The organism is Ureibacillus thermosphaericus (assembly GCF_012396605.1).
GTDB classification, from domain to species: Bacteria; Bacillota; Bacilli; order Bacillales_A; family Planococcaceae; genus Ureibacillus; species Ureibacillus thermosphaericus.
This window is the reverse complement of record NZ_JAAXPW010000043.1, coordinates 1-19,410: the sequence shown is the minus strand read 5'-3', so window position 1 is coordinate 19,410 and position 19,410 is coordinate 1. Positions and strand designations below refer to the sequence as shown.

17 protein-coding genes, 1 pseudogene and 2 riboswitches are annotated in these 19,410 nt (G+C 35.9%); of the genes and pseudogenes, 6 read left to right on the top strand and 12 right to left on the bottom strand.

Annotation, left to right across the window (positions count from 1 at the left end):
* Positions 1 to 258: 258 nt before the first annotated feature.
* On the top strand, positions 259 to 909 hold the full coding sequence (locus HF990_RS13430; RefSeq protein ID WP_016839513.1) for a hypothetical protein: 651 nt from the start codon (positions 259 to 261) through the stop codon (positions 907 to 909).
* A 101-nt stretch (positions 910 to 1,010) separates the two neighbouring features.
* Here the strand turns inward: HF990_RS13430 and HF990_RS13425 are convergent, their stop codons facing one another.
* On the bottom strand, positions 1,011 to 1,685 hold the full coding sequence (locus HF990_RS13425) for a KinB-signaling pathway activation protein (protein ID WP_168412788.1): 675 nt from the start codon (positions 1,683 to 1,685) through the stop codon (positions 1,011 to 1,013).
* Positions 1,686 to 1,838: 153 nt separating this feature from the next.
* On the opposite strand from HF990_RS13425, the gene gerD reads away from it, so the two are divergent.
* Entirely contained in the window at positions 1,839 to 2,459 is a 621-nt protein-coding gene (gerD, locus tag HF990_RS13420) for a spore germination lipoprotein GerD (protein WP_016839511.1), read from the top strand.
* A 101-nt stretch (positions 2,460 to 2,560) separates the two neighbouring features.
* Here the strand turns inward: gerD and HF990_RS13415 are convergent, their stop codons facing one another.
* The 4 genes from HF990_RS13415 to HF990_RS13400 form a co-directional block, all read right to left on the bottom strand.
* Positions 2,561 to 3,613, bottom strand: coding sequence for an Mrp/NBP35 family ATP-binding protein (locus tag HF990_RS13415; protein ID WP_016839510.1), 1,053 nt, complete (start codon positions 3,611 to 3,613; stop codon positions 2,561 to 2,563).
* 78 nt (positions 3,614 to 3,691) lie between these two features.
* The gene (cwlD, locus tag HF990_RS13410) at positions 3,692 to 4,405 is read right to left on the bottom strand and encodes an N-acetylmuramoyl-L-alanine amidase CwlD (RefSeq protein WP_016839509.1); all 714 of its coding nucleotides are present in this window, start codon (positions 4,403 to 4,405) and stop codon (positions 3,692 to 3,694) included.
* Positions 4,406 to 4,727: 322 nt separating this feature from the next.
* The gene (locus HF990_RS13405; protein ID WP_168412787.1) at positions 4,728 to 6,533 is read right to left on the bottom strand and encodes an ABC transporter ATP-binding protein; all 1,806 of its coding nucleotides are present in this window, start codon (positions 6,531 to 6,533) and stop codon (positions 4,728 to 4,730) included.
* Positions 6,526 to 8,265: an ABC transporter ATP-binding protein gene (locus tag HF990_RS13400; protein ID WP_168412786.1), complete on the bottom strand. Its 1,740-nt coding sequence runs from the start codon at positions 8,263 to 8,265 to the stop codon at positions 6,526 to 6,528. The genes HF990_RS13405 and HF990_RS13400 overlap by 8 nt, the downstream gene beginning before the upstream one ends.
* A 197-nt stretch (positions 8,266 to 8,462) precedes the next feature.
* Positions 8,463 to 8,637, top strand: a riboswitch (cobalamin riboswitch).
* 88 nt (positions 8,638 to 8,725) lie between these two features.
* Here HF990_RS13400 and cobT point away from each other — a divergent pair.
* Positions 8,726 to 9,796 (top strand): nicotinate-nucleotide--dimethylbenzimidazole phosphoribosyltransferase, encoded by a 1,071-nt coding sequence (gene cobT / locus HF990_RS13395; RefSeq protein WP_168412785.1) that lies wholly within the window; start codon positions 8,726 to 8,728, stop codon positions 9,794 to 9,796.
* Between the two features lie 44 nt (positions 9,797 to 9,840).
* Here the strand turns inward: cobT and HF990_RS13390 are convergent, their stop codons facing one another.
* Positions 9,841 to 10,518, bottom strand: coding sequence for an SOS response-associated peptidase (locus tag HF990_RS13390; RefSeq protein ID WP_168412789.1), 678 nt, complete (start codon positions 10,516 to 10,518; stop codon positions 9,841 to 9,843).
* A gap of 122 nt (positions 10,519 to 10,640) precedes the next feature.
* Between HF990_RS13390 and HF990_RS13385 the strand changes: the two genes are divergently transcribed.
* Entirely contained in the window at positions 10,641 to 11,495 is an 855-nt protein-coding gene (locus HF990_RS13385; protein ID WP_016839504.1) for a carbon-nitrogen hydrolase family protein, read from the top strand.
* Positions 11,496 to 11,508: 13 nt separating this feature from the next.
* Positions 11,509 to 12,174, top strand: a complete 666-nt coding sequence (locus tag HF990_RS13380; protein WP_168412784.1) for a GNAT family N-acetyltransferase — start codon at positions 11,509 to 11,511, stop codon at positions 12,172 to 12,174.
* Positions 12,175 to 12,239: 65 nt separating this feature from the next.
* On the opposite strand, the gene HF990_RS13375 is transcribed toward HF990_RS13380, so the two are convergent.
* The 5 genes from HF990_RS13375 to HF990_RS13355 all read right to left on the bottom strand — a co-directional run bounded on the left by HF990_RS13375 (position 12,240) and on the right by HF990_RS13355 (position 17,700).
* Complete coding sequence (locus HF990_RS13375; protein ID WP_168412783.1) at positions 12,240 to 13,310, bottom strand: PQQ-dependent sugar dehydrogenase; 1,071 nt, start codon at positions 13,308 to 13,310, stop codon at positions 12,240 to 12,242.
* 134 nt (positions 13,311 to 13,444) lie between these two features.
* Positions 13,445 to 14,266, bottom strand: coding sequence for a cobalamin-binding protein (locus HF990_RS13370; protein WP_096550111.1), 822 nt, complete (start codon positions 14,264 to 14,266; stop codon positions 13,445 to 13,447).
* 37 nt (positions 14,267 to 14,303) lie between these two features.
* Positions 14,304 to 15,695 carry an ABC transporter ATP-binding protein gene (locus HF990_RS13365; RefSeq protein WP_168412782.1) on the bottom strand — a complete coding sequence of 464 codons (1,392 nt, stop codon included), beginning with the start codon at positions 15,693 to 15,695 and terminating at the stop codon, positions 14,304 to 14,306.
* Positions 15,696 to 16,760, bottom strand: a complete 1,065-nt coding sequence (locus tag HF990_RS13360; RefSeq protein ID WP_016839499.1) for a FecCD family ABC transporter permease — start codon at positions 16,758 to 16,760, stop codon at positions 15,696 to 15,698.
* Positions 16,726 to 17,700, bottom strand: a complete 975-nt coding sequence (locus HF990_RS13355) for an ABC transporter substrate-binding protein (protein ID WP_168412781.1) — start codon at positions 17,698 to 17,700, stop codon at positions 16,726 to 16,728. The genes HF990_RS13360 and HF990_RS13355 overlap by 35 nt, the downstream gene beginning before the upstream one ends.
* A 151-nt stretch (positions 17,701 to 17,851) precedes the next feature.
* Positions 17,852 to 18,051: riboswitch (cobalamin riboswitch) on the bottom strand.
* A 150-nt stretch (positions 18,052 to 18,201) separates the two neighbouring features.
* Between HF990_RS13355 and HF990_RS13350 the strand changes: the two genes are divergently transcribed.
* A complete protein-coding gene (locus tag HF990_RS13350; RefSeq protein ID WP_016839496.1) occupies positions 18,202 to 18,834 on the top strand; it encodes a LysE family translocator in 633 nt (210 codons plus the stop codon).
* A 179-nt stretch (positions 18,835 to 19,013) separates the two neighbouring features.
* On the opposite strand, the pseudogene rpsI reads toward HF990_RS13350, so the two are convergent.
* Positions 19,014 to 19,082 (bottom strand): annotated as a pseudogene (gene rpsI, locus HF990_RS13345) (30S ribosomal protein S9); the annotation flags it as partial.
* Positions 19,083 to 19,410: the final 328 nt, after the last annotated feature.

The following is a 19,410-nucleotide window of genomic DNA, read 5'->3' as shown; positions in this document are numbered from 1 at the left end:
CAAACTCTCCATAAAAGAAAATTTGATTTGCTCAAAATTTAATGTCCGAATCTAGTTTGTCAACGAGGGTTAACAACTAGATAATTTATTGCATTAACGTTTTGTTGTTCAGTTTTCAAGGTTCATTTGACATATTTCGCTGTCTTTCGACGACTTTTATATATTAACATCTTTCATTCATGAAAGTCAACACTTTTTCATAAGTTTTTTTAGGAACCATTTTTACTAAACAAAATCCTATAAAAAGGGGACAAACTGATGTTTCGTAAAATGATATTGGCACTATTTATAGTAATGGTGATTTCCTTTTTAATTTATCCTCAGAAAACTTCGATTGTTTCAGTTTTTCGAATGACCCATGAACCGCTAGTTATATCTAAGGGTAATTATGGACAATCATTAATAGTGGAAATTTCTTTTACTCACGAAGGATTGCCTGAATGGTTGGAATCACTTCATGCTCCTTATCCTATATTAATGCTGGATGCAAAATGGATTGAACGTTCTCCAAAGCTAGTAGAGTTAATTCAGAAAAAAAACATTTCCACTGGCTTACTCGGAGGTTATGGTAAAGAAGAATATAGCATAAAAACTTTTAATAAAGAAGTGGAGATTTATAAAAAATATTTTAATCAGAAGCCTCTATGGTTTATGACGAAGGATTATGAATTTCCTGGAGAGTTGAAACAAGCTGCCTTTCACGAAGAAATCAATTTATTATCACCATCTCACATTTATAAAGAAGGTAACCACTATCATGATGTAAAAGGTGCTATCATTAGTTTACAACTAGATGAACAATCAAACCCTAATTTCAAAAATATTTCGAAATTTATTCAGCAACATAAATTCATTTCATTAGAAGAAAACATTTTCGGTTACTCCATTAAATCGACAAAAATGCCATGAAAATAATTAATAACATTACATCCAACAGAAAAAATATTAAATAAAAATTGAAGGCATCCGACTTGTGTAGTTGGATGCCCTTGATTATTTTCTAAATATTATTATTTACCAACATTCTTCTGATTTCTTGTTTTTTTGCGCTCATCTAATTTTTTTCGATCTTCATTGGATTTTTGATTGTATTTTGGCAAAGCTAATAATTGATAAGCGTTTACTGCAATTAGAGGGAATAATAATAGGGCTACATATGTATCAATATTGCCCTTACGCCCCATCAACGGAATAATCCACTCTAAACAAGTAATAACAATCATAAAGAACATAGATGAAATTAAAATATGTTTTTTTCCAGTTAATTGAACTTTTTTTATAGCAGTTGCAATAGCACTAGAGATTAGAAAAATTAATAGTCCTCCATAGAAGAGCCAATCTTTAGCGCTCTCGGCAACCGGAGCAAAACGGAAAATAATTAAATCTCCGACAACCACGATCATCAAAAGAACTTGTACCCAATTCCATAAAGTTAATGTTTTAAATACACCGACTCCAATTTGATGAATTGTTAAATATGCAAAGAAGCCTGCTTGGGCAATTACGCTCATTGTAAAACCTAAAAAAATCATCCATACAAAAGCGGCAAAAAACTCTACTATTTCTCCTGCGGCTAAATATGAACTAAAAAAATTCCATCGAATGATGATGCCTGCCACTCCTGTGACAACACCGCCAATTAACATACACATCGAGAAAAATTTTATCCAATTTCGTATTGTCACGACACAATGCTCCCTTTATTTTTTTCAATCTCTTCATTATTTTATCAATGGTTTTTTAAAAAAGCTATCGAAGTTATAAACATGTACATATTATGTGAAGAATTGTGAAGAATAAATAAAAAGAGAGCCTTTATATAGAAAGGACTGAGAAAGTTGAAAAATCCCCTGTTTAATCGATTATTGATCCTATTCTTCATATTGATATTGCTCGCGAGTTGTTCCGATTCACCGAACGCCCAACCGTCTTATGAAGAAGTAAAGAAAATTGTCGTTGATGCTATTCAAACAGAAGATGGAAAAAAAGCAATTAGACAATTATTGGAAGACCCTAGTTTTAGGGAGTTAGTTATTTTAGAACACGATGAAGTGGAAACATCAATCAACAATTCATTATTGTCAGAGCAGGCCCAAGAATTTTGGAAAAAAACCTTTGAAGATCCAAAATTTAAGGAATCAATGGCTAAAAGCATGAAAGAACAGCAAACTGAAATTATGAAGCAATTAATAAAAGACGCCTCTTTTCAAGAAGACTTAATTGCATTTTTTGGACAACCTGAAATGAAAAAAGAATTAGAATCCATTTTAAAAAGTGCAGAATTAAGGAAAGAAATTGAAAAAGTTGTAATGGAGACAATTGAAAATCCGTTGCTGCAAACAAAATGGCAAGAGTTAATTAAAAAGAGCGGTGAATCTGGCGGTTCAAAAGAAAAAGGTAAGGAAAGTAGTAGTGGGGGACAAGATGAGCAAGGTCAAGACCAAGGTGGCAGCAGTTAATTATTTAATAAGAAAAGCAAATTGCGATTATATACTCGTTACTCAAAATTTTAGAGCGAATTGGAAAACATATCGTTTTCTCAATTCGCTCTTTTGCTATCCTATTCCAATTTATTAATAACTTTTTGAGCTATATCTAAATAGATTTTTCCTGTTGGATGGTTTTCTTCATAGATTGATGGAGCGAAATCCTCGTTATCCCAGTCAGGTTGTCCAAGCGGAATTTGTCCTAATAAATCTGTGCGCAATTCTTCAGCAAGCTTTTGTCCTCCGCCTTTACCAAAAACATATTCTCGCTCACCAGTTTTCGACTCATACCAAGCCATATTTTCAATAACACCAAGAACTTCATGGTTAGTTTGAACAGCCATTGCACCAGCACGTGCTGCAACAAATGCTGCTGTTGGATGTGGTGTTGTGACGATAATTTCTTTGGATGTAGGCAACGCTTGGTGAACATCCAATGCTACGTCTCCAGTACCTGGTGGTAAATCTAATAATAGATAGTCAATATCTCCCCATTCTACATCACGGAAGAATTGATCTAATACTTTACCAAGCATTGGACCACGCCAAATAATCGGTGCATTGTTCTCCACGAAAAATCCCATGGATATCACTTTTACCCCTTTACGTTCCACAGGATAAATTCGATCATTTTTTACGGTCGGCATTTCCTCAATTCCCATCATATCTGGGACACTGAACCCATAAATGTCCGCATCAATTAAGCCCACTTTTTTCCCTAAACGAGCTAAAGAAACAGCTAAATTTACTGATACTGTGGACTTACCTACACCGCCTTTTCCTGAGGCAATGGCAATCACTTTTACTGTCGATAATGGTGATAGAATATCTCGGGACTCGGCTTCATTTGCTTTTCCACGGAAACGTTCAAGAACTTCCGTTGGCAACTCTTCGAATCGAATTCCTACAGTTGAAGCACCGGCTTCTTTTAATTTTTCAACAATTTTCATTTGCAATTGTAATTGTTCTGGGGTATTCGTTTTAGCAATCGCAACTTTTACACTCACATGATTTTTTTCTTCTTTTATTGATACATTGACAATACCGTTTGTTTCTTCAAGCGTTCTATGTAAAAACGGGTCTTGTAGTTGTCCTAAAATTTCACGGACTTGTTGTTCATTGATCACGATAAACACTCCCCTATATTAGCTTCCGATTGATAGTATAAGTATAACATACCAAGTGTTTAATCATAGCGATATTGCTTATTCTATCTCTAAATTTACATAATTTTCAATTCCGTTAACAATTGCATCTGCCATTTTGTCTTGATACTTTTCATCTGCCAATAAACTTCTTTCCTCAGGATTGCTTAAGAATCCAGTTTCCACCAGAACCGCAGGAACTTCGGTTTTTTTCAGTAAATAAATTTGTTTGATTGCCAAAGCCTCTCGATCTGTATTTTGTAACTTTTCTCTTATTGAAGATTGAATGGCTTTAGCTAGCAGCTCACTGTTTGGGTGCCCTTCTTTATGATAAAATACTTGAGCGCCTCGCCACTTTTCTTCTGGGATAGCATTTGCATGAATCGTAATGAAAATATCGGGCTCATTTTCTTTTACAATTTTTTCTCTTAAGAAAATATCTTGTTTTTTCCTTTCTCTTAATGTAGAGAACTCTTCACTTGGTGCGTGTTCCGAAAGAACATCGCCATCTGAAGTTCTTGTCATCACAACTTCCGCACCCATTCGTTTTAATTTTTGTTCAACCTTTTTTGCAATTGCTAACGTAATATCTTTTTCAATAACATTTTCTGCCGATGCTCCTCCATCAATCCCACCATGGCCCGCATCAACGACGATTTTAACTCCTCCTAATGGTTCAGGAAGGAAAAATCGATTGTCCGATGCGCTTGTCTCATACATAACCACTAAAAAACAGCAGAGCAAAATGACAATTAGTGCAATCCATCGTTTCAAATCTACTACACCGCCTTTTGCAACCTTTTGCACTACTATACGCTGAAAGGAAGGCTTGTATGCGTAAAGAATTTCTATAAAAAGTTGATTATTTTTATTACCCAACTTGCTTGTTAAAAGACTTTGTTCATCCTAATCTTTGTTTCAGTCATCTTAAAATTCAAATGATTATTAAGAAACGAATAGATTTAAAATGATTCCTGAAAGACACAAACTGTATACTTTACTAAACTCAAATATTTTATTCATGTATCCGAAATTTGATGATGATAGAAAAAAACTGCCCCCTATGCTTTGTAAACATTAGTGGGACAGTTTACTGCTAAATTTCTGCTTGATGATATTGTTTTTGCAATTGGGCATAAAATCCATCTAAGGACATTAAGGAATTATGATTTCCTTGCTCGATTATTTCTCCATCTTTTATGACTAAGATTCGATCTGCATTTTCGATTGTTTTTAAACGGTGGGCAATGACGAAACTCGTGCGGCCTTGCATTAAATTGTTTAATCCTTTTTGAATATGCACTTCTGTCATTGTATCAACACTTGAAGTGGCTTCATCCAAAATTAGAATATCCGGATCTTTTAAAATAGCTCGTGCAATCGCAATCAGTTGTCTTTGCCCTTGACTTAAGTTTTTACCACCTGATTCAAGCAACGTATCATACTGCTCCGGCAAATATTTTATGAAGGAATGGGCATAGGCGATTTTTGCTGCCATTTCTACTTCCTCATCGGTAGCATCTAGTTTTCCATATCGGATGTTTTCTCTTACCGTTCCTGAGAATAAATACGTATCTTGCAATACAACACCTATTGAATCTCGTAAATGTTCCATTGAGTAAGATTGAATATTTTCACCATCTATTAAAATTTCTCCTTCAGTTACATCATAAAAACGGCTTAATAACTGTACGATGGTTGTCTTCCCTGAACCAGTTGGGCCAACAAGAGCAACAATTTCACCAGCATTCGCTTGAAACGAAATGTTTTTTAGCACCGGCTTATCTTTTACATAATAAAAACTGACATTTCGAAATTCAACATTTCCTTCTAGAGATCGTCTAGGCAGAGAATGAGGTGAATCCATTAATTCAATTCGTTCATCTAGTACTTCAAATACCCTCTCCGCTCCAGCAATTGCAGATTGAAAAGTATTTAATAAGTTTGAAAGTTGGTTAATTGGGCGGAAAAACTGTCTTGCATATGTTAAAAATGACGTTATAACACCTACCGTAACGAGAGAATTGGTCGCCATAATAGCACCAACTCCAACAATTAAACCTGATCCGAGGTTATTGATAAAGTTATTCGTTGGTCCTAACAAACCAGATACAATTTCTGATTGCATTGCAGAATAGCGCAACTTCTCATTCGCTTCTTTAAATTGTTGAATAGTTTGTTGTTCTTTTCCAAAGAGCGTCACAACTTCCGAATTAGAAATCGTTTCTTCAATAAATCCATTTAAATTTCCTAAATCTCGTTGTCTATTTCGATAATTCATGCTACTACGTTTCACAACCTGTTTTGTAGCCCAAACAATTAACGGAACGACCAAAAGGGTAACAATGGCTAATATCCAATTTAAATACACCATCGCAATGGCGGTACCTACAAGAGATAATACAGACGATACGATTTGAATGACGCTTTGGGAAAGAGCGAAATTCAAATTGTCGATATCGTTCGTCATGCGGCTCATCAAATCGCCTTGCTGTTTTTGATCGAAAAACGAAATCGGCAATGATTGCATTTTCTCAAACAGTTCGATTCTCAAATTTTGAATTGTTTTTAAAGATGCTCGAATCATGACAAAAGTTTGCAACCAAGTTAATAAGGATGATGCGATAAAAATTGCTGCAAGCAACATTCCCATCCGAATAGTTCCTTCAATGTCGAGGGGAAGAATATAGTTATCTATAATAACACCAATCATCAAAGGCCCTAAAATATTTAACACCGATGTAATCAGCACAAGAATAATAACAAAATTAATGCTGAGTCTTTGTTTCTTTAAATAACTCCAAATTCTTTTAATTGTAGCCTTTTGATTTTTAGCCTTTGCTGCTGGACCACGGCTTCGACCACTACCTCTACCAGTAAGGGATTCTTGTAGCCTATTCATCAATCGCACCTCCCCTTTCAACTTGAGTTGCTACAATCTCTTTATAATACTCGCTCATTTTCAGTAATTCTTCGTGGGTTCCTTGGGCAACAATTCGACCGTCTCCTAGCACAAGAATCAAATCTGCGTGTTTAATAGAAGAAATTTTTGATGATACGATAAATTTCGTACTGTCTTTAAGAGCTTCTTTCATGTTTCGCTGGATTATCTTTTCAGTGATGCTATCTACCGCTGATGTTGTATCATCTAATATTAAAATTTTTGGTTTTCTTATAATTGCACGACTCATTGCCAAACGTTGCTTTTGCCCACCGGATAAGTTCGTAGCTCCCTGCGTTAATTCATGTTGTTCTTTATGATCCAATTTTTCCACAAACTCAAAGGCGTTTGATGCAAAGAGCGCTTCTTGAATGTCTTCTTTAGTTGCGTCAATTTTTCCATACTTTAAGTTTTCTTCAATCGTTGTTGAAAACAATATTGCCTTTTGTGGGGCAAAAGCCATAGCATTTCTTAACATGTCAATGTCATATTGCTGTATGGGAATGTTATCAATGTAAATAGTTCCTTCATCGACATCCATGAGTCGACCGAGCAATTTGATTAATGTCGATTTTCCACTGCCTGTCATACCGATAATCCCTACTGTACTGCCGGCTTTCGCTTCAAAGGAAATCTCTTTCAACACCGGTTCAACGTGTTTGTTATAAGAAAAACTAACCTTGTCAAATTTCACATTTCCTTGAATTTCTTTTTTCACTGGGTTTTCAATATTCGTAATATCAGACTGCTCTTCCAATACGACAACGACACGTTCTGCACTTGGTATAGCCCGCGCAATTTGAATCAGTACGTTGCTGGAACTCATAAGGCCGTTCAAAATCATCATCAAATAGTTGATGAATGCAACAATTACCCCAATTTCAATAGCTCCTGCATCAACTTTCACGACACCAAGCATAAGTGCAAGTACAATTCCGATGTTGACAACAAATTGGGTAATCGGCATTAAGGCAGCTACCACTTGATCTGCCGTCATATTGCGTTTCGTTAATTGATGATTGACAGTTGCAAATTGCTTCATTTGATATCGCATACGGTTAAATGCTTTAATGACGCGAATCCCCGCCAAGTTCTCCTGCACACGTGTATTCACTTGATCGATTGATTCCTGCACCTTTCGAAACAGCTTAATCGATAATTGAATAATAATATATAAACTGATGATTAATACAGGCACCACAAAAAATAGTACTGGAAATAAATCTCTTGCCGTAAAAAATACGACAATGACCGCCCCAACAAACATAAAAGGCCCGCGAACGAATATTTTTAATAACATGTTTAAGGCCCTTTGCAACATTTCGATATCATTTGTTAAGTTGGTAATCAATTTTCCTAAAGTGAACTTGTCCTTATTGCTATTCGCAAAATATGTAATAGTTTCATATAAATCCGCTCGAACATCAGATGCAAAGTTTACCGCCGCTTTCGAACTGAAATATGTACAACCTGCACCCCCAAGCCAACCTATCATTGCACACAAAATCATCGCAGCAAACATCATAATGATATACTGTGTATCATTCGTTGCAATTCCTTTATCGATTATTTTCTGCATAATTGTTGGCTGAATTAAATCCATCCCTACTTCCAACACCATAAGTATCGGCGCTAAAATCGCAAAATGCTTATAGGGCTTTAAATATTTTGAAAGCTTTAACGCTGCACGCATTTTGTTACTCCTTTTCTTTATTACCATCGTTTAATTTTTGTATACAATTGTATACTAACCGTCAAGTTGATACCCTTACATTTCCAACTATAACTGAATAGATTCCTTAATATTTCACCACTAAAATAATCTTTTAGGCAATGGAAGTTTTCAAAAAACTTGACTAAAGTTTCATTTCATTTTAGATTATTTTAAAAAGTATATCTATGTAATTAGGTGCCCTTTTTAGGGAGAATAGGGAATAAAGTGAGAATCTTTAGCGGACCCACCACTGTATCGGGGAGCAATATAGAAAATGCCACTGGGAAACTGGGAAGGCCTATATTTGCGATGAACCTAAGCCAGGAGACCTGCCTAATTACTTGAAAACATACAGTACGATGGTAAAGTCTGTAGTTTATTTGGCATGCCAATAAACTGCAGACTTTTCTTATTTCAATAATCGATGGAGGAGATTCAATTGGAACTATTGCAATCGACATTACAAAACATTAAACAACTTAATAAAGAAGTGATGGGAAAAGCAAGAGAAAGAGTAGATGCTCTTTGTAAACCACCTGGCAGTTTAGGAAAATTAGAACAAATCGCGATACAACTTGCTGGAATAACTGAGAAACTAGAGCTTGATGTATCCAATAAAGCGGTTATTTCATTAGCTGCGGATCACGGTGTATATGAAGAAAATGTTTCAAATAACCCCCAATTTGTAACGGTAATGCAGGCAATTGGCTTTGCTAAAGGTTTTACAGGAGTATGTGCTATTGCAAAAGCAGCAGGTGCAAAAGTCGTTCCAGTAGATATTGGCATTAAAGAAGATTTACCAAAAGATTCTGGAGTCATCGTCAAAAAAGTGAAATACGGAACGGATAATATGGCTAAGGGACCAGCAATGTCACGTCAAGAAGCGATTCAAGCGATTGAAGTAGGTATTGAAATTGCCAATGAACAAGTGAAACAAGGTGTCAATGTTTTAGCAACTGGAGAAATGGGAATTTGTAATACCACTCCAAGTAGTGCTGTCCTGTCAGCATTCTGTGGTTGTGACCCGGCTATTGTAACAGGTATGGGGGCTGGGGTAGATAGTCTTCAACATAAAATTGACGTCATTCGAAGAGCTCTTGACATAAATAAGCCAAATCCAGATGACCCAATTGATGTGTTAGCGAAAGTTGGCGGTTTGGAATTAGGGGGAATGGCAGGCGTAGTCCTAGGTGCTGCAGCAAATCGTGTTCCTGTAGTAGTGGACGGTTTTATTTCCACAGTTTCTGCACTTATTGCTTATAAATTAGAACCGAAAGTGAAGGATTACATTATTCCATCCCATCTTTCAGAAGAGCCTGGAGCAAAAATTGTAAACGAGGTATTAGGGTTAGAGCCTATGTTGAATATGAATATGCGATTAGGTGAAGGTTCAGGAGCAGCCCTTGCTTTTCCTATTCTTGATGCCGCATGTTCTATGATGAACACCATGACTACTTTAGAAGAATCCCATCAATATATGCTAAAAATCATGGGGAGTCAAACAATTTAAAAGATAAGGCTATCTAGAAGACTATCTAGATAGCCTCTTTATTATCATAAAGAAACTCTTTCAATTAATTCCTTCGAATTGTTTTTCGGAGAATTTACTAGATTAGATACTGGATAGGCAGTTAACCACTCTGAAGGGCAAGGTTTAAGCAGCGATTTTAATTTCTCTCGCCCCTTTAAATGAGGGTCTAACCATTCTTTTTGCTGTTCCTTATTTAAAATGACCGGCATTCGGTCATGGATTGGGGCCATTAATTCATTTGCCTTCGTTGTTAAGATCGTACACGTATGAATCTTTTCTCCCTCTTGACTCCGCCAAGTATTCCATAATCCCGCAACTGCAAATACTGCGTCATCTTTCCTCTTTATTCGCATTGGGACTTTCAAATTTCCTTCCCTTTTCCATTCGTAAAAGGAGTCCATCGGGATAATACATCTCCGTTCATAAAATGATTTTTTAAAACTTGGTTTCTCGTCGACAGTTTCAGAACGAGCATTGATCATTTTCGATGCTATCTTTTCATCTTTTGCCCACGAAGGAAGGAATCCCCATTTTAAGAACCCCATACGATTTTTATCTCCATCATTAATGATTGCTACAATTTGTTGACTTGGAGCAATATTATAACTTTCCTTATATAACTCCTCGGAAAAAGCCTCTGCTACATCAAATTCTTCAATCAACTGATGATACGAGCAAAACAACGTAAATCGACCGCACATAGCCATCCCCCAAAAAATTAAAGTTTCCATTATAAGTATTTTCTACTTCATTTCATCATAAAAAATACAGTATGGAAAGCAATATCCGGACTTTCAATTATTGCAATAAAGGAGCGAAGCATATGAAATTAAGAGTATCTGCAGTTCAATATCATTTACACACGATTCAATCATTCGAAGATTTTGCAATGCAATGTGAACACTACATTAAAACCGCTTTGGAATTTGATTCGGATTTTATCGTGTTTCCAGAATTTTTAACAACTCAATTGCTTTCTTTCAAAAAACAAAATGGTTCAAATCAAACAATCCATGATTTACCTAGTTATACAGAACAATATGAAGATTTATTTCTTAAATTAGCTAAAAAATACAATATCCATATTATCGGCGGAACACATGTAGTAGAAGTTAACAATCAACTACGAAATACCGCATTTTTCTTTGACCCTGAAGGCCGCATTATGCGACAAGAAAAGCTGCATATCACGCCAGTTGAAATCAGCGCTTGGAATATGGCAAAAGGAGAAGAATTAAAAATTTTTGACACCAAATATGGAAAGATTGCGATTTTAACTTGTTACGATATTGAATTTCCTGAAATTGTACGTATAGCGAAAGCGCGAGGAGCCGATATCATTTTTTGTCCTTCCTGTACCGATAACCAACACGGGTATTATCGTGTTCGATATACAAGTCATGCTCGGGCAATAGAAAATCAAGTATATGTCGTTCTATCTGGAACAGTAGGTTCACTTCCGACTGTTGACTTTATGAGATCGAACTTTAGTCAAGCAGCTATTATCACTCCTAATGATATTCCTTTCCCTCCAAAAGGGGTTTTAGCAGAAGGAGAAGTCAATCAAGATATGATTATTACCGCCGATTTAGATTTAAACCTTCTCTATGAAGTAAGGAACCATGGTTCAGTAACAACATGGAAAGATCGTAGAACCGATTTATATACGGATTGGTAGTGGAGGTGAATCCATGTACAGGAGCGAACAGTTTATTTTTATCGGACAAAAAGCCGTTCCTATCGTCATTCGTAATTATAGAAAAGAAGATTTTATACAGCTAATCGACCTTCAAGTTGAATCTTTCCCTCCACCATTTCCACAAGAACTATTGTGGAATGAAAAACAATTAAAAAATCATATTAATATTTTTCCCGAAGGTGCTATATGTGTTGAAATTGATGGAAAACTAGCTAGTTCCTTAACAAGTCTCTGTGTACAATTTGACCCTGCCAAACCAAAACATTCTTGGGCAGAAATAACCGACAATGGTTATATTACAAATCATGATGCAAATGGAAATACTTTATACATTGTCGATATTTGTGTTCGACCAAGCTTTCGTTCATTAGGCCTTGGTAAACTCATGATGCAGACAATGTATCATATTGTAATCGAAAAGAAACTAGATCGCCTTTTAGGTGGTGGAAGAATACCGGGCTATAGCAAATATGCGGATAAGATGAGTGTGGAAGAGTATTTAGAGGCGGTCATCAACGGAACATTACAAGATCCCGTTATCACTTTTCTGTTAAGTTGCGGGCGTGTCCCTATTGCGATTGTTGAAAACTATTTAGAAGATGAAGAATCCTGTAATTATGGAGTGTTAATGGAGTGGAAAAATCCGTTTAAAAAGTGAGCAATAATGGGGCTCTCAAGGAATCATGACTGTGAGCAGCCCCATGTTTTTCCAATCTTTTCGATTTAATCGATAGCTGATAGCGAAATGCGATATAATTTATCATCATTTCTTTCTGGGTTTCCACGACCGTCTGTATTATTGGTGATAAAGTACAAGTTATTCTCCTCAATTAAGACATCACGAATTCTACCAAGTCCATTAACGATTTTTCTATTTGCACCAGTATTTAAGTTAAATTCCAATACAGCACTACCCCTTAAAGCGGCAACGTAAAGCTTGTTATCAAAATAGGCAATTCCGGAAGGAGCCCACGTATTGTCTGAGCCTGATGTAAAGAGAGGAGCAACCATATTTTCTTTCTCTCTAGTTCCTTCAATCTCTGGCCAACCATAGTTTTTACCAGGTTCAATACGGTTTATTTCATCATTGGCGCTATTGCCATGTTCACTTGCATACATCGTTCCATCTGGTGCCCATGTTAAACCTTGAGGATTTCGATGTCCAAAACTATATACGTAAGAGTTAGGAAAAGGATTATCGGATGGAATCGATCCATCTAAGTGAAGTCTGAGAATTTTTCCACCTAATGAGTTAACATCTTGAGCACTATCAGACTGTAATGCATCGCCAGTTGTTGCATAAAGTTTACCATCTGGGCCAATTTTAAGTCGACCTCCATGATGAACCCGTCCACTTGGAATTTGATCTAGTAGTACTTCCTCTTCTCTCCAAGTATCATTTTCTAGCTTTAAGCGAACAATGCGATTAAATTGACCTGTATCATCTTCGTAAGTGTAATATCCGTAAGCCTGATTTGATTCGACAAAGTCTGGTGCTAAGACAAATCCTAAAAAACCAGCTTCCGATGCCGTTGAAAGAGGTTTTTCGAGTTGTACTTGCTGTCTTTCCACTTGTCCGTTTTCTACTTTTACAATATTTCCGCCACGCTCAGAAAGGTAGAATGTATTCCCTATTTTGTTGATGGACCACGGAATAAGAAGATCAGTTGCTATGATTTCTATTTGTTGGCTTGCTGTAGTTTCAGTCTTTTGTTCATTTGCTTTCGGTGGTTGTTTAGGTGAACAACCAGTTAAGACTAAAGCAATTATTAAAAAAGGAATATAAATCTTCATGTCCGTCCCCCTTGAGTTTTTTCTATCATTAACTTTAACCATTTTTTGATACACTAATCCTTTAAGATGAATCTTAATAGCTATAATTGAATGATTGCAACCAAACAAAAAATCCTACTCTCTATGAGCAGGATTTACTTATTATCTAATAATGGATCTTTCTTTTGATCATACGAAGGATAAATATGAGGATGTAAGATAGAACCTAATTTCACTAAACCTTGTGCGAGTTTTAGTGAAGGACGGCAAAATAAAGATTCTTCTAAAATATATAATTCATTGATTTGAATTGCTTTTATCTCATGTACACCTGGTCTTTTTAATATTACTTTTGGATTGACTCTTTTCGTTTCAACTCCTACCCAAGCCACACAAAATACGTCTGGATTTCTGCTTTTCACTTCTTCCCAATCTGTTTGGACACTTGATTTGTGTATATCTTGGAAAATATTTCGCCCTCCAGCAAGCTCACACATTTCGGTTAACCAATTCGTTGCACCAGGGGTAAAAATCGGTTTTGCCCACCATTCGAAGTAAACGGTTTTTGGATTATCAACTTGTTCTGATAAACTGCGATATTGTTCAAGCAAATGAATATATTGATCGTACAATTCCTTGGCCTTGTCCTTTGTGTTTGTTGCATTGCCAACGAATAATAAACTTTCTCCCACTTCCGTTAATGTGTTTGGATTAGGTACTATACAATATGGAATATTCCGTTTTTCCAGCCTTTCAATATTCTTTTCCATGCCCGGTACTGAGAGGGATGCCAATACTAAATCAGGCTGCAATGCTTCTACTTTATCTATATCAATATCTAAATCAGGACCTAATCTCGGCAATTGATGAATATCTTCTGGCCAGTCGGAGTAGTCATCTACTCCAACAAGTGAAGGTGTCAAACCTAAATAACCTACTAGCTCTGTATTGCTTGGACAAATGGAGATTAATCTCACCATACTCCCCCTTTATTGAAAGTATTCAATTGTTCAATCAAACAACAACTTTTTCTTTTTGATATACTTGTTTTACAGCAAGTTGTACCATCTCTCGCAAAGTTGCCTCGACAGCTCTTTGCGTTACTGACTTATCACCTTTTTGCGTAACCGCTAAATAGAGAGCCTCATTTGTTTCATTAGCTTCATCCATTCCAAATTGTTGCATTGCTTTCATTTTTTCTTTTGTTGCAATAAGCAAACTATTAACTAAAGCTCCCTCGTTAAAATATCCATCCATAAAAACCATCATATTGAATCCGCGAATTTTTTCATTCATTTTCGTAGGTGTAACGATGATGAGAATTTTTGTATCCTCAATTTCTCTCTCAACTTCAACGACATCACCTATGTTCCCTTCAACAATTGTGGCAACTGTTTGTTCGGGAGTAATAGAGTATTGTTCCATGATGGTTTGTATTTCTTCCTCTGGGGGAATTGTGGAATATTGTTTACACGAAAAGATGCAATAATCTTTTATCCACTGTATACCATTTCCTACCATTCCATTTGATATCGTTCGTAGTGGTTTTTGAAATTGAACATGAACAAATTGTTCATTGTTGTTTATTTTATAATTTCCCTTAAAGAACGTAGAATGTGTTGAATTCGGTAAACTTGGTGCTAGTAATAGTTGCGGTTTAGGGACTGTTGGATGCGGTTGGACATGGATTTGTACTTGATATATTTTATTTAAAGTATCTACTTCCTTTAGTAAGCTTGCATCCCCAACTTTTAATAAACTACCGTTGTACAGCAGTGCGAATCGGTCTGCATAAAGCGATGCCACATTTAAATCGTGTAAAATTGAAAAAATCGTTAATCCTTTTTCTTCTTGCCTCTTTTTTAATAAATCTAATAGTTGAAAGGTATGTTTTATATCTAAATGATTTGTAGGCTCATCTAACAGTAGTAGCTCCGGTTCTTGAGCCAACGCTTTTGCTAATAGCACCCGTTGCTTTTCACCGCCGCTAATCTTTCGAAATTGAGTATGCCTAAATTCAGTTACTTTCGTTAGTTCCATTACTTCTTCAATTATATGCCAATCTTTTTTTGATAAATTTTTCAATATTCCTTTTTGATGAGGGTATCGCCCAAGACTGACGATTTCTTCAACTGTATAGTCAAAAGAAACAGAAGTATCTTGGGAAAGAACTGCGATTTTCTTTGCTTTTTCTAATTTTGAATAAGATGAGATATCCTTACCCGATAACAATACTTTCCCCTTTTGAATAGGCAACTGACCGGTAATTAATTTAAAGAGCGTTGTTTTTCCACTTCCATTTGGGCCGAGAAGGGCAAAAAAATCACCATTTTGTACTTCTATATCAATATTTCTTAGGATCGGGTTATTGCTATATCCACCCGTCACATTTTGAATCTTTAGCATCTATTTTTGCCCCCTTCCAATCTTTTCTCTTATTAGCAGAAACGCAAATACCGGTGCACCGATAATCGCTGTTATAACTCCAATTGGCAATTCTCGCGGTGCAATAACAATTCGAGCCAGCAAATCCGCAAACATTAGAAAAGTACCACCAATGATAAATGACAACGGTAATACATGTCGATGATTTGGTCCAACAAGGAGTCGTACAAGATGAGGGATGACGAGACCAACAAAACCAATGGAACCAGAAACAGCAACCGATGCTCCAGTTAATAACGATGCACCAATTAATATCATAGTCTTGCCTCTTTTGACATTGACACCAATATGATCTGCAGCCTCTTCACCAAGTGCAAAGGCATTTAATTCTCGAGAATGAATTAACAAAATGAATGTCCCCAATATCATAAACGGGATGATGAGTTGTATGTATTCCCAACCTCTCATTCCAACGCTCCCATATAACCAATAAAGAATTTGGGTCATTGCATCTCGATCTCCCAATGAAATGATTAGAGAGACAATGGCACTGATAAAGGAACTGACGATAATACCTGCAAGCACAATCGTTTCGATTGCTAAACTTCTACTGCTTAGCCTTACCAACCCAAATACAATTAATAAAGTGATAAAACCACTTACAATTGCGACGATTGGAAGCGTAAAATTTCCTAATCCTATTATGGTAACTTGGAAAAATATAACTAACACTGCTCCTAAAGAGGCGCCTGATGATACACCAATTGTATATGGATCTGCTAATGGATTTCGTAAAAGGCCTTGGAAAGCAGCCCCCGCTAGCGATAGGGATGCCCCAACACAAAAGGCAAGGATGACTCTCGGCAATCGAATATTCCAAATAATCATTTCCTCATTTTTTGGTACTTCCATCCAAGTGATATGGAGGGTTTTCTCAAATATTATTTGGATAATTTTTTCCACAGCAACGGGTACACTGCTTATAAATAAACCTAAAATGATTGCCGCGGCAAAAAGAATACCACTCCCTACATAAATCCAACCAATTTTATTATTCAAAAATTTCAGGATAAATAAGTTTCGCAAGGGTCTCGACTCCTTCAATTAAACGAGGGCCTGGTCTTGTTACTGTATCGCTGTCCACATCGTAAACTTCGCCATTTTTTACCGCAGGAACCGCTTGCCAACCATCACGAGCAAGTACTTGTTCCTTTGGATTCTCTATATAATAGCCGTATGTCGTTATAATCACATCCGGGTTTAATTTTACTATTTCTTCCTCATTCATCTTTACCCATCCTACTTGATCACCTGCTACGTTAATGGCTTGGATGGATTCTAACATTTCATGCATAAAGGTATTTTTTCCAGTCGTAAAAATATCTGGTTCTGGTGATACTTCAACCCAAACTCTTTTTTTATCTACAACGGCTTTCGCTTTCTCTTTAATGGCTTCATGACGTTTTTTCATATCAGCAATAATCTCTAAAGCTTTATCTTTTGTTCCAGTGGCTAAACCAATCATTTCAATGTTTTCATAAACATCTTCAAAAGATGTTGCACTACCAACGACGATGGTTTGAATACCCACCTCTTCAAATTGTTTTAATACTGTCGGATGAGCTTTGTAATGATAATCTGTCACTAGTGCTATATCTGGAAGGAGAGATAGAACTAGCTCCACATTAATGTCCTGTCCTCCCACCTTTGTAATATTTTCTGTTTCAGCCGGGTAATTACAATAATCTGAAACACCGATAATCTTGTCGCCTAGTCCAAGAGCAAAGGCAATTTCCGTATTACTTGTTTGAATGGAAACGATTGTTTCTGGTTCTTCTTCAATCGTAATTTCCCTGCCTGCATCATCAGTAAATGTAACTGGGAAAGTAGCATTCTTCGATTCGTTTTCTTTTGTCACCGTTTCCTGGGTGTTATCATTTGTTTCATTGCTAGCACAACCAGCAATGAATGGGATGGTTAATAATAAAACTAATGCTAGAAGTATTGCTCGATTCATTTTTAACATCTTTCGTCTCCTCCTTTTTTAAAAAAATAAAAAACGCTTCCCCCTCTTGGAAAGCGTTGTAAAGGCAGATATGTATACTCTAACCATATGCATAATGACACATATACATTCAATTGGTATCTGCTCTTTAAACATCCCTTTCCTCGAAGGATGTTTAAAATACAAATAGGCAGGTCTCCTGACTTACGGATCATCGGTTTGTTACTCCTTCCCATGTTAAAAACACAGTGGATAATCGTAACATTCCTACCCGATTACAGTGGCGGGACCGTGTTGGATTTTCACCAACTTCCCTCTTAGTCTTAAATGTAATGAATTTACATTTAAGAAACCTATTTGTTTGTTATTCAATTATTCGTTCTAGTGCCATTATAGTAGAATAACCGTACCTTGTAAAATAATTGTTTTTTATCTTGCTCCTGGCCATTGAAAAAAACACTAATACTGAATACAATTTAACAATAAATATTCTGAAATTTCGTGTTCGAAAGGAATGAAATGATGGAAAACTTTTTTCTATTTGTGTTGATGTGTGTTTTGTTAATCCTTTTACCTGGCCCTGATTTTGCCATCGTCACTAAAAACACTGTTACTCGTGGCAAATTTGGCGGAATGAAAACTGCTTTAGGTACTTGTTGTGCCCTGCTAATTCACACTACTGCCGCGATATTAGGATTATCTGCGCTCATTGTAAAATCAGCCTTTTTATTTTCTATTTTTAAGTATGTTGGAGCCATTTACTTAATTTATCTTGGAATTAAAACTTTTTGGTCTTTGAGAAAAAAGAAAGATGAAGTAGAGGTAGAATTTGTGCAAGAAGGTACATTGAGTAATACATCTTGTTTCAAACAAGGATTTTTAACTAATATATTAAACCCTAAAGTTGCACTATTTTTCTTAACCTTCTTCCCTCAATTTGTAAATACTAGTAGCGATACATTTATGCCGTTCCTTATTATGGGAATTACTTATACCATTCTTACGGCCCTGTGGTTCATTTTCTATATTTATTTAATCGATCATATTAGTGCATTTATAAAAAATGCTCGCACTCAAAAAGTTATCGAAGGAATTACTGGTGCCATCTTGATTGGTTTTGGTTTAAGACTTGCCCTTGAAAAAGCCAACCCATAATAATTGAGACCCTCGAATTAGTCGAGGGTCTTTGTTTTATTAGCGGATAAAAATTTATGAAATGAATGTCTACGGCTCACGTTAAAAATACAAATTTAAGCGGTATCAGCAAAACAAATTTCTCATAAAAACACCCCTCTTCCCGAAAGCGAGAAGAGGGTTTGATAACGTTGATAATATTAACGTTTTGAGAATTGTGGTGCGCGACGAGCGCCTTTAAGACCGTATTTTTTACGTTCTTTTATTCGCAAATTTTACTACTTTATATAAACTTACACAGGACCTTGATATATCAATTTTTTATAGTTTTGTAGAATAAATCATAATTTTTATATTTTAATATAAAAATTACAGTCAATTTACATTCAATTTATAGTCCCCTACATTCATTCTTTTTATTCACATAAAGACATTTTAATATATCCACAAATATATATACGTATATTAAATTGTAAACGCTAAACTAGAATCAACAGTTTTCCACAAATAGAACTCAACAGAATTCCCCAAATAAGATTAAACAGTTTCCCCACCATCAATCACTTTCAAATATACTGTTACTAGTCTATTGAAAGT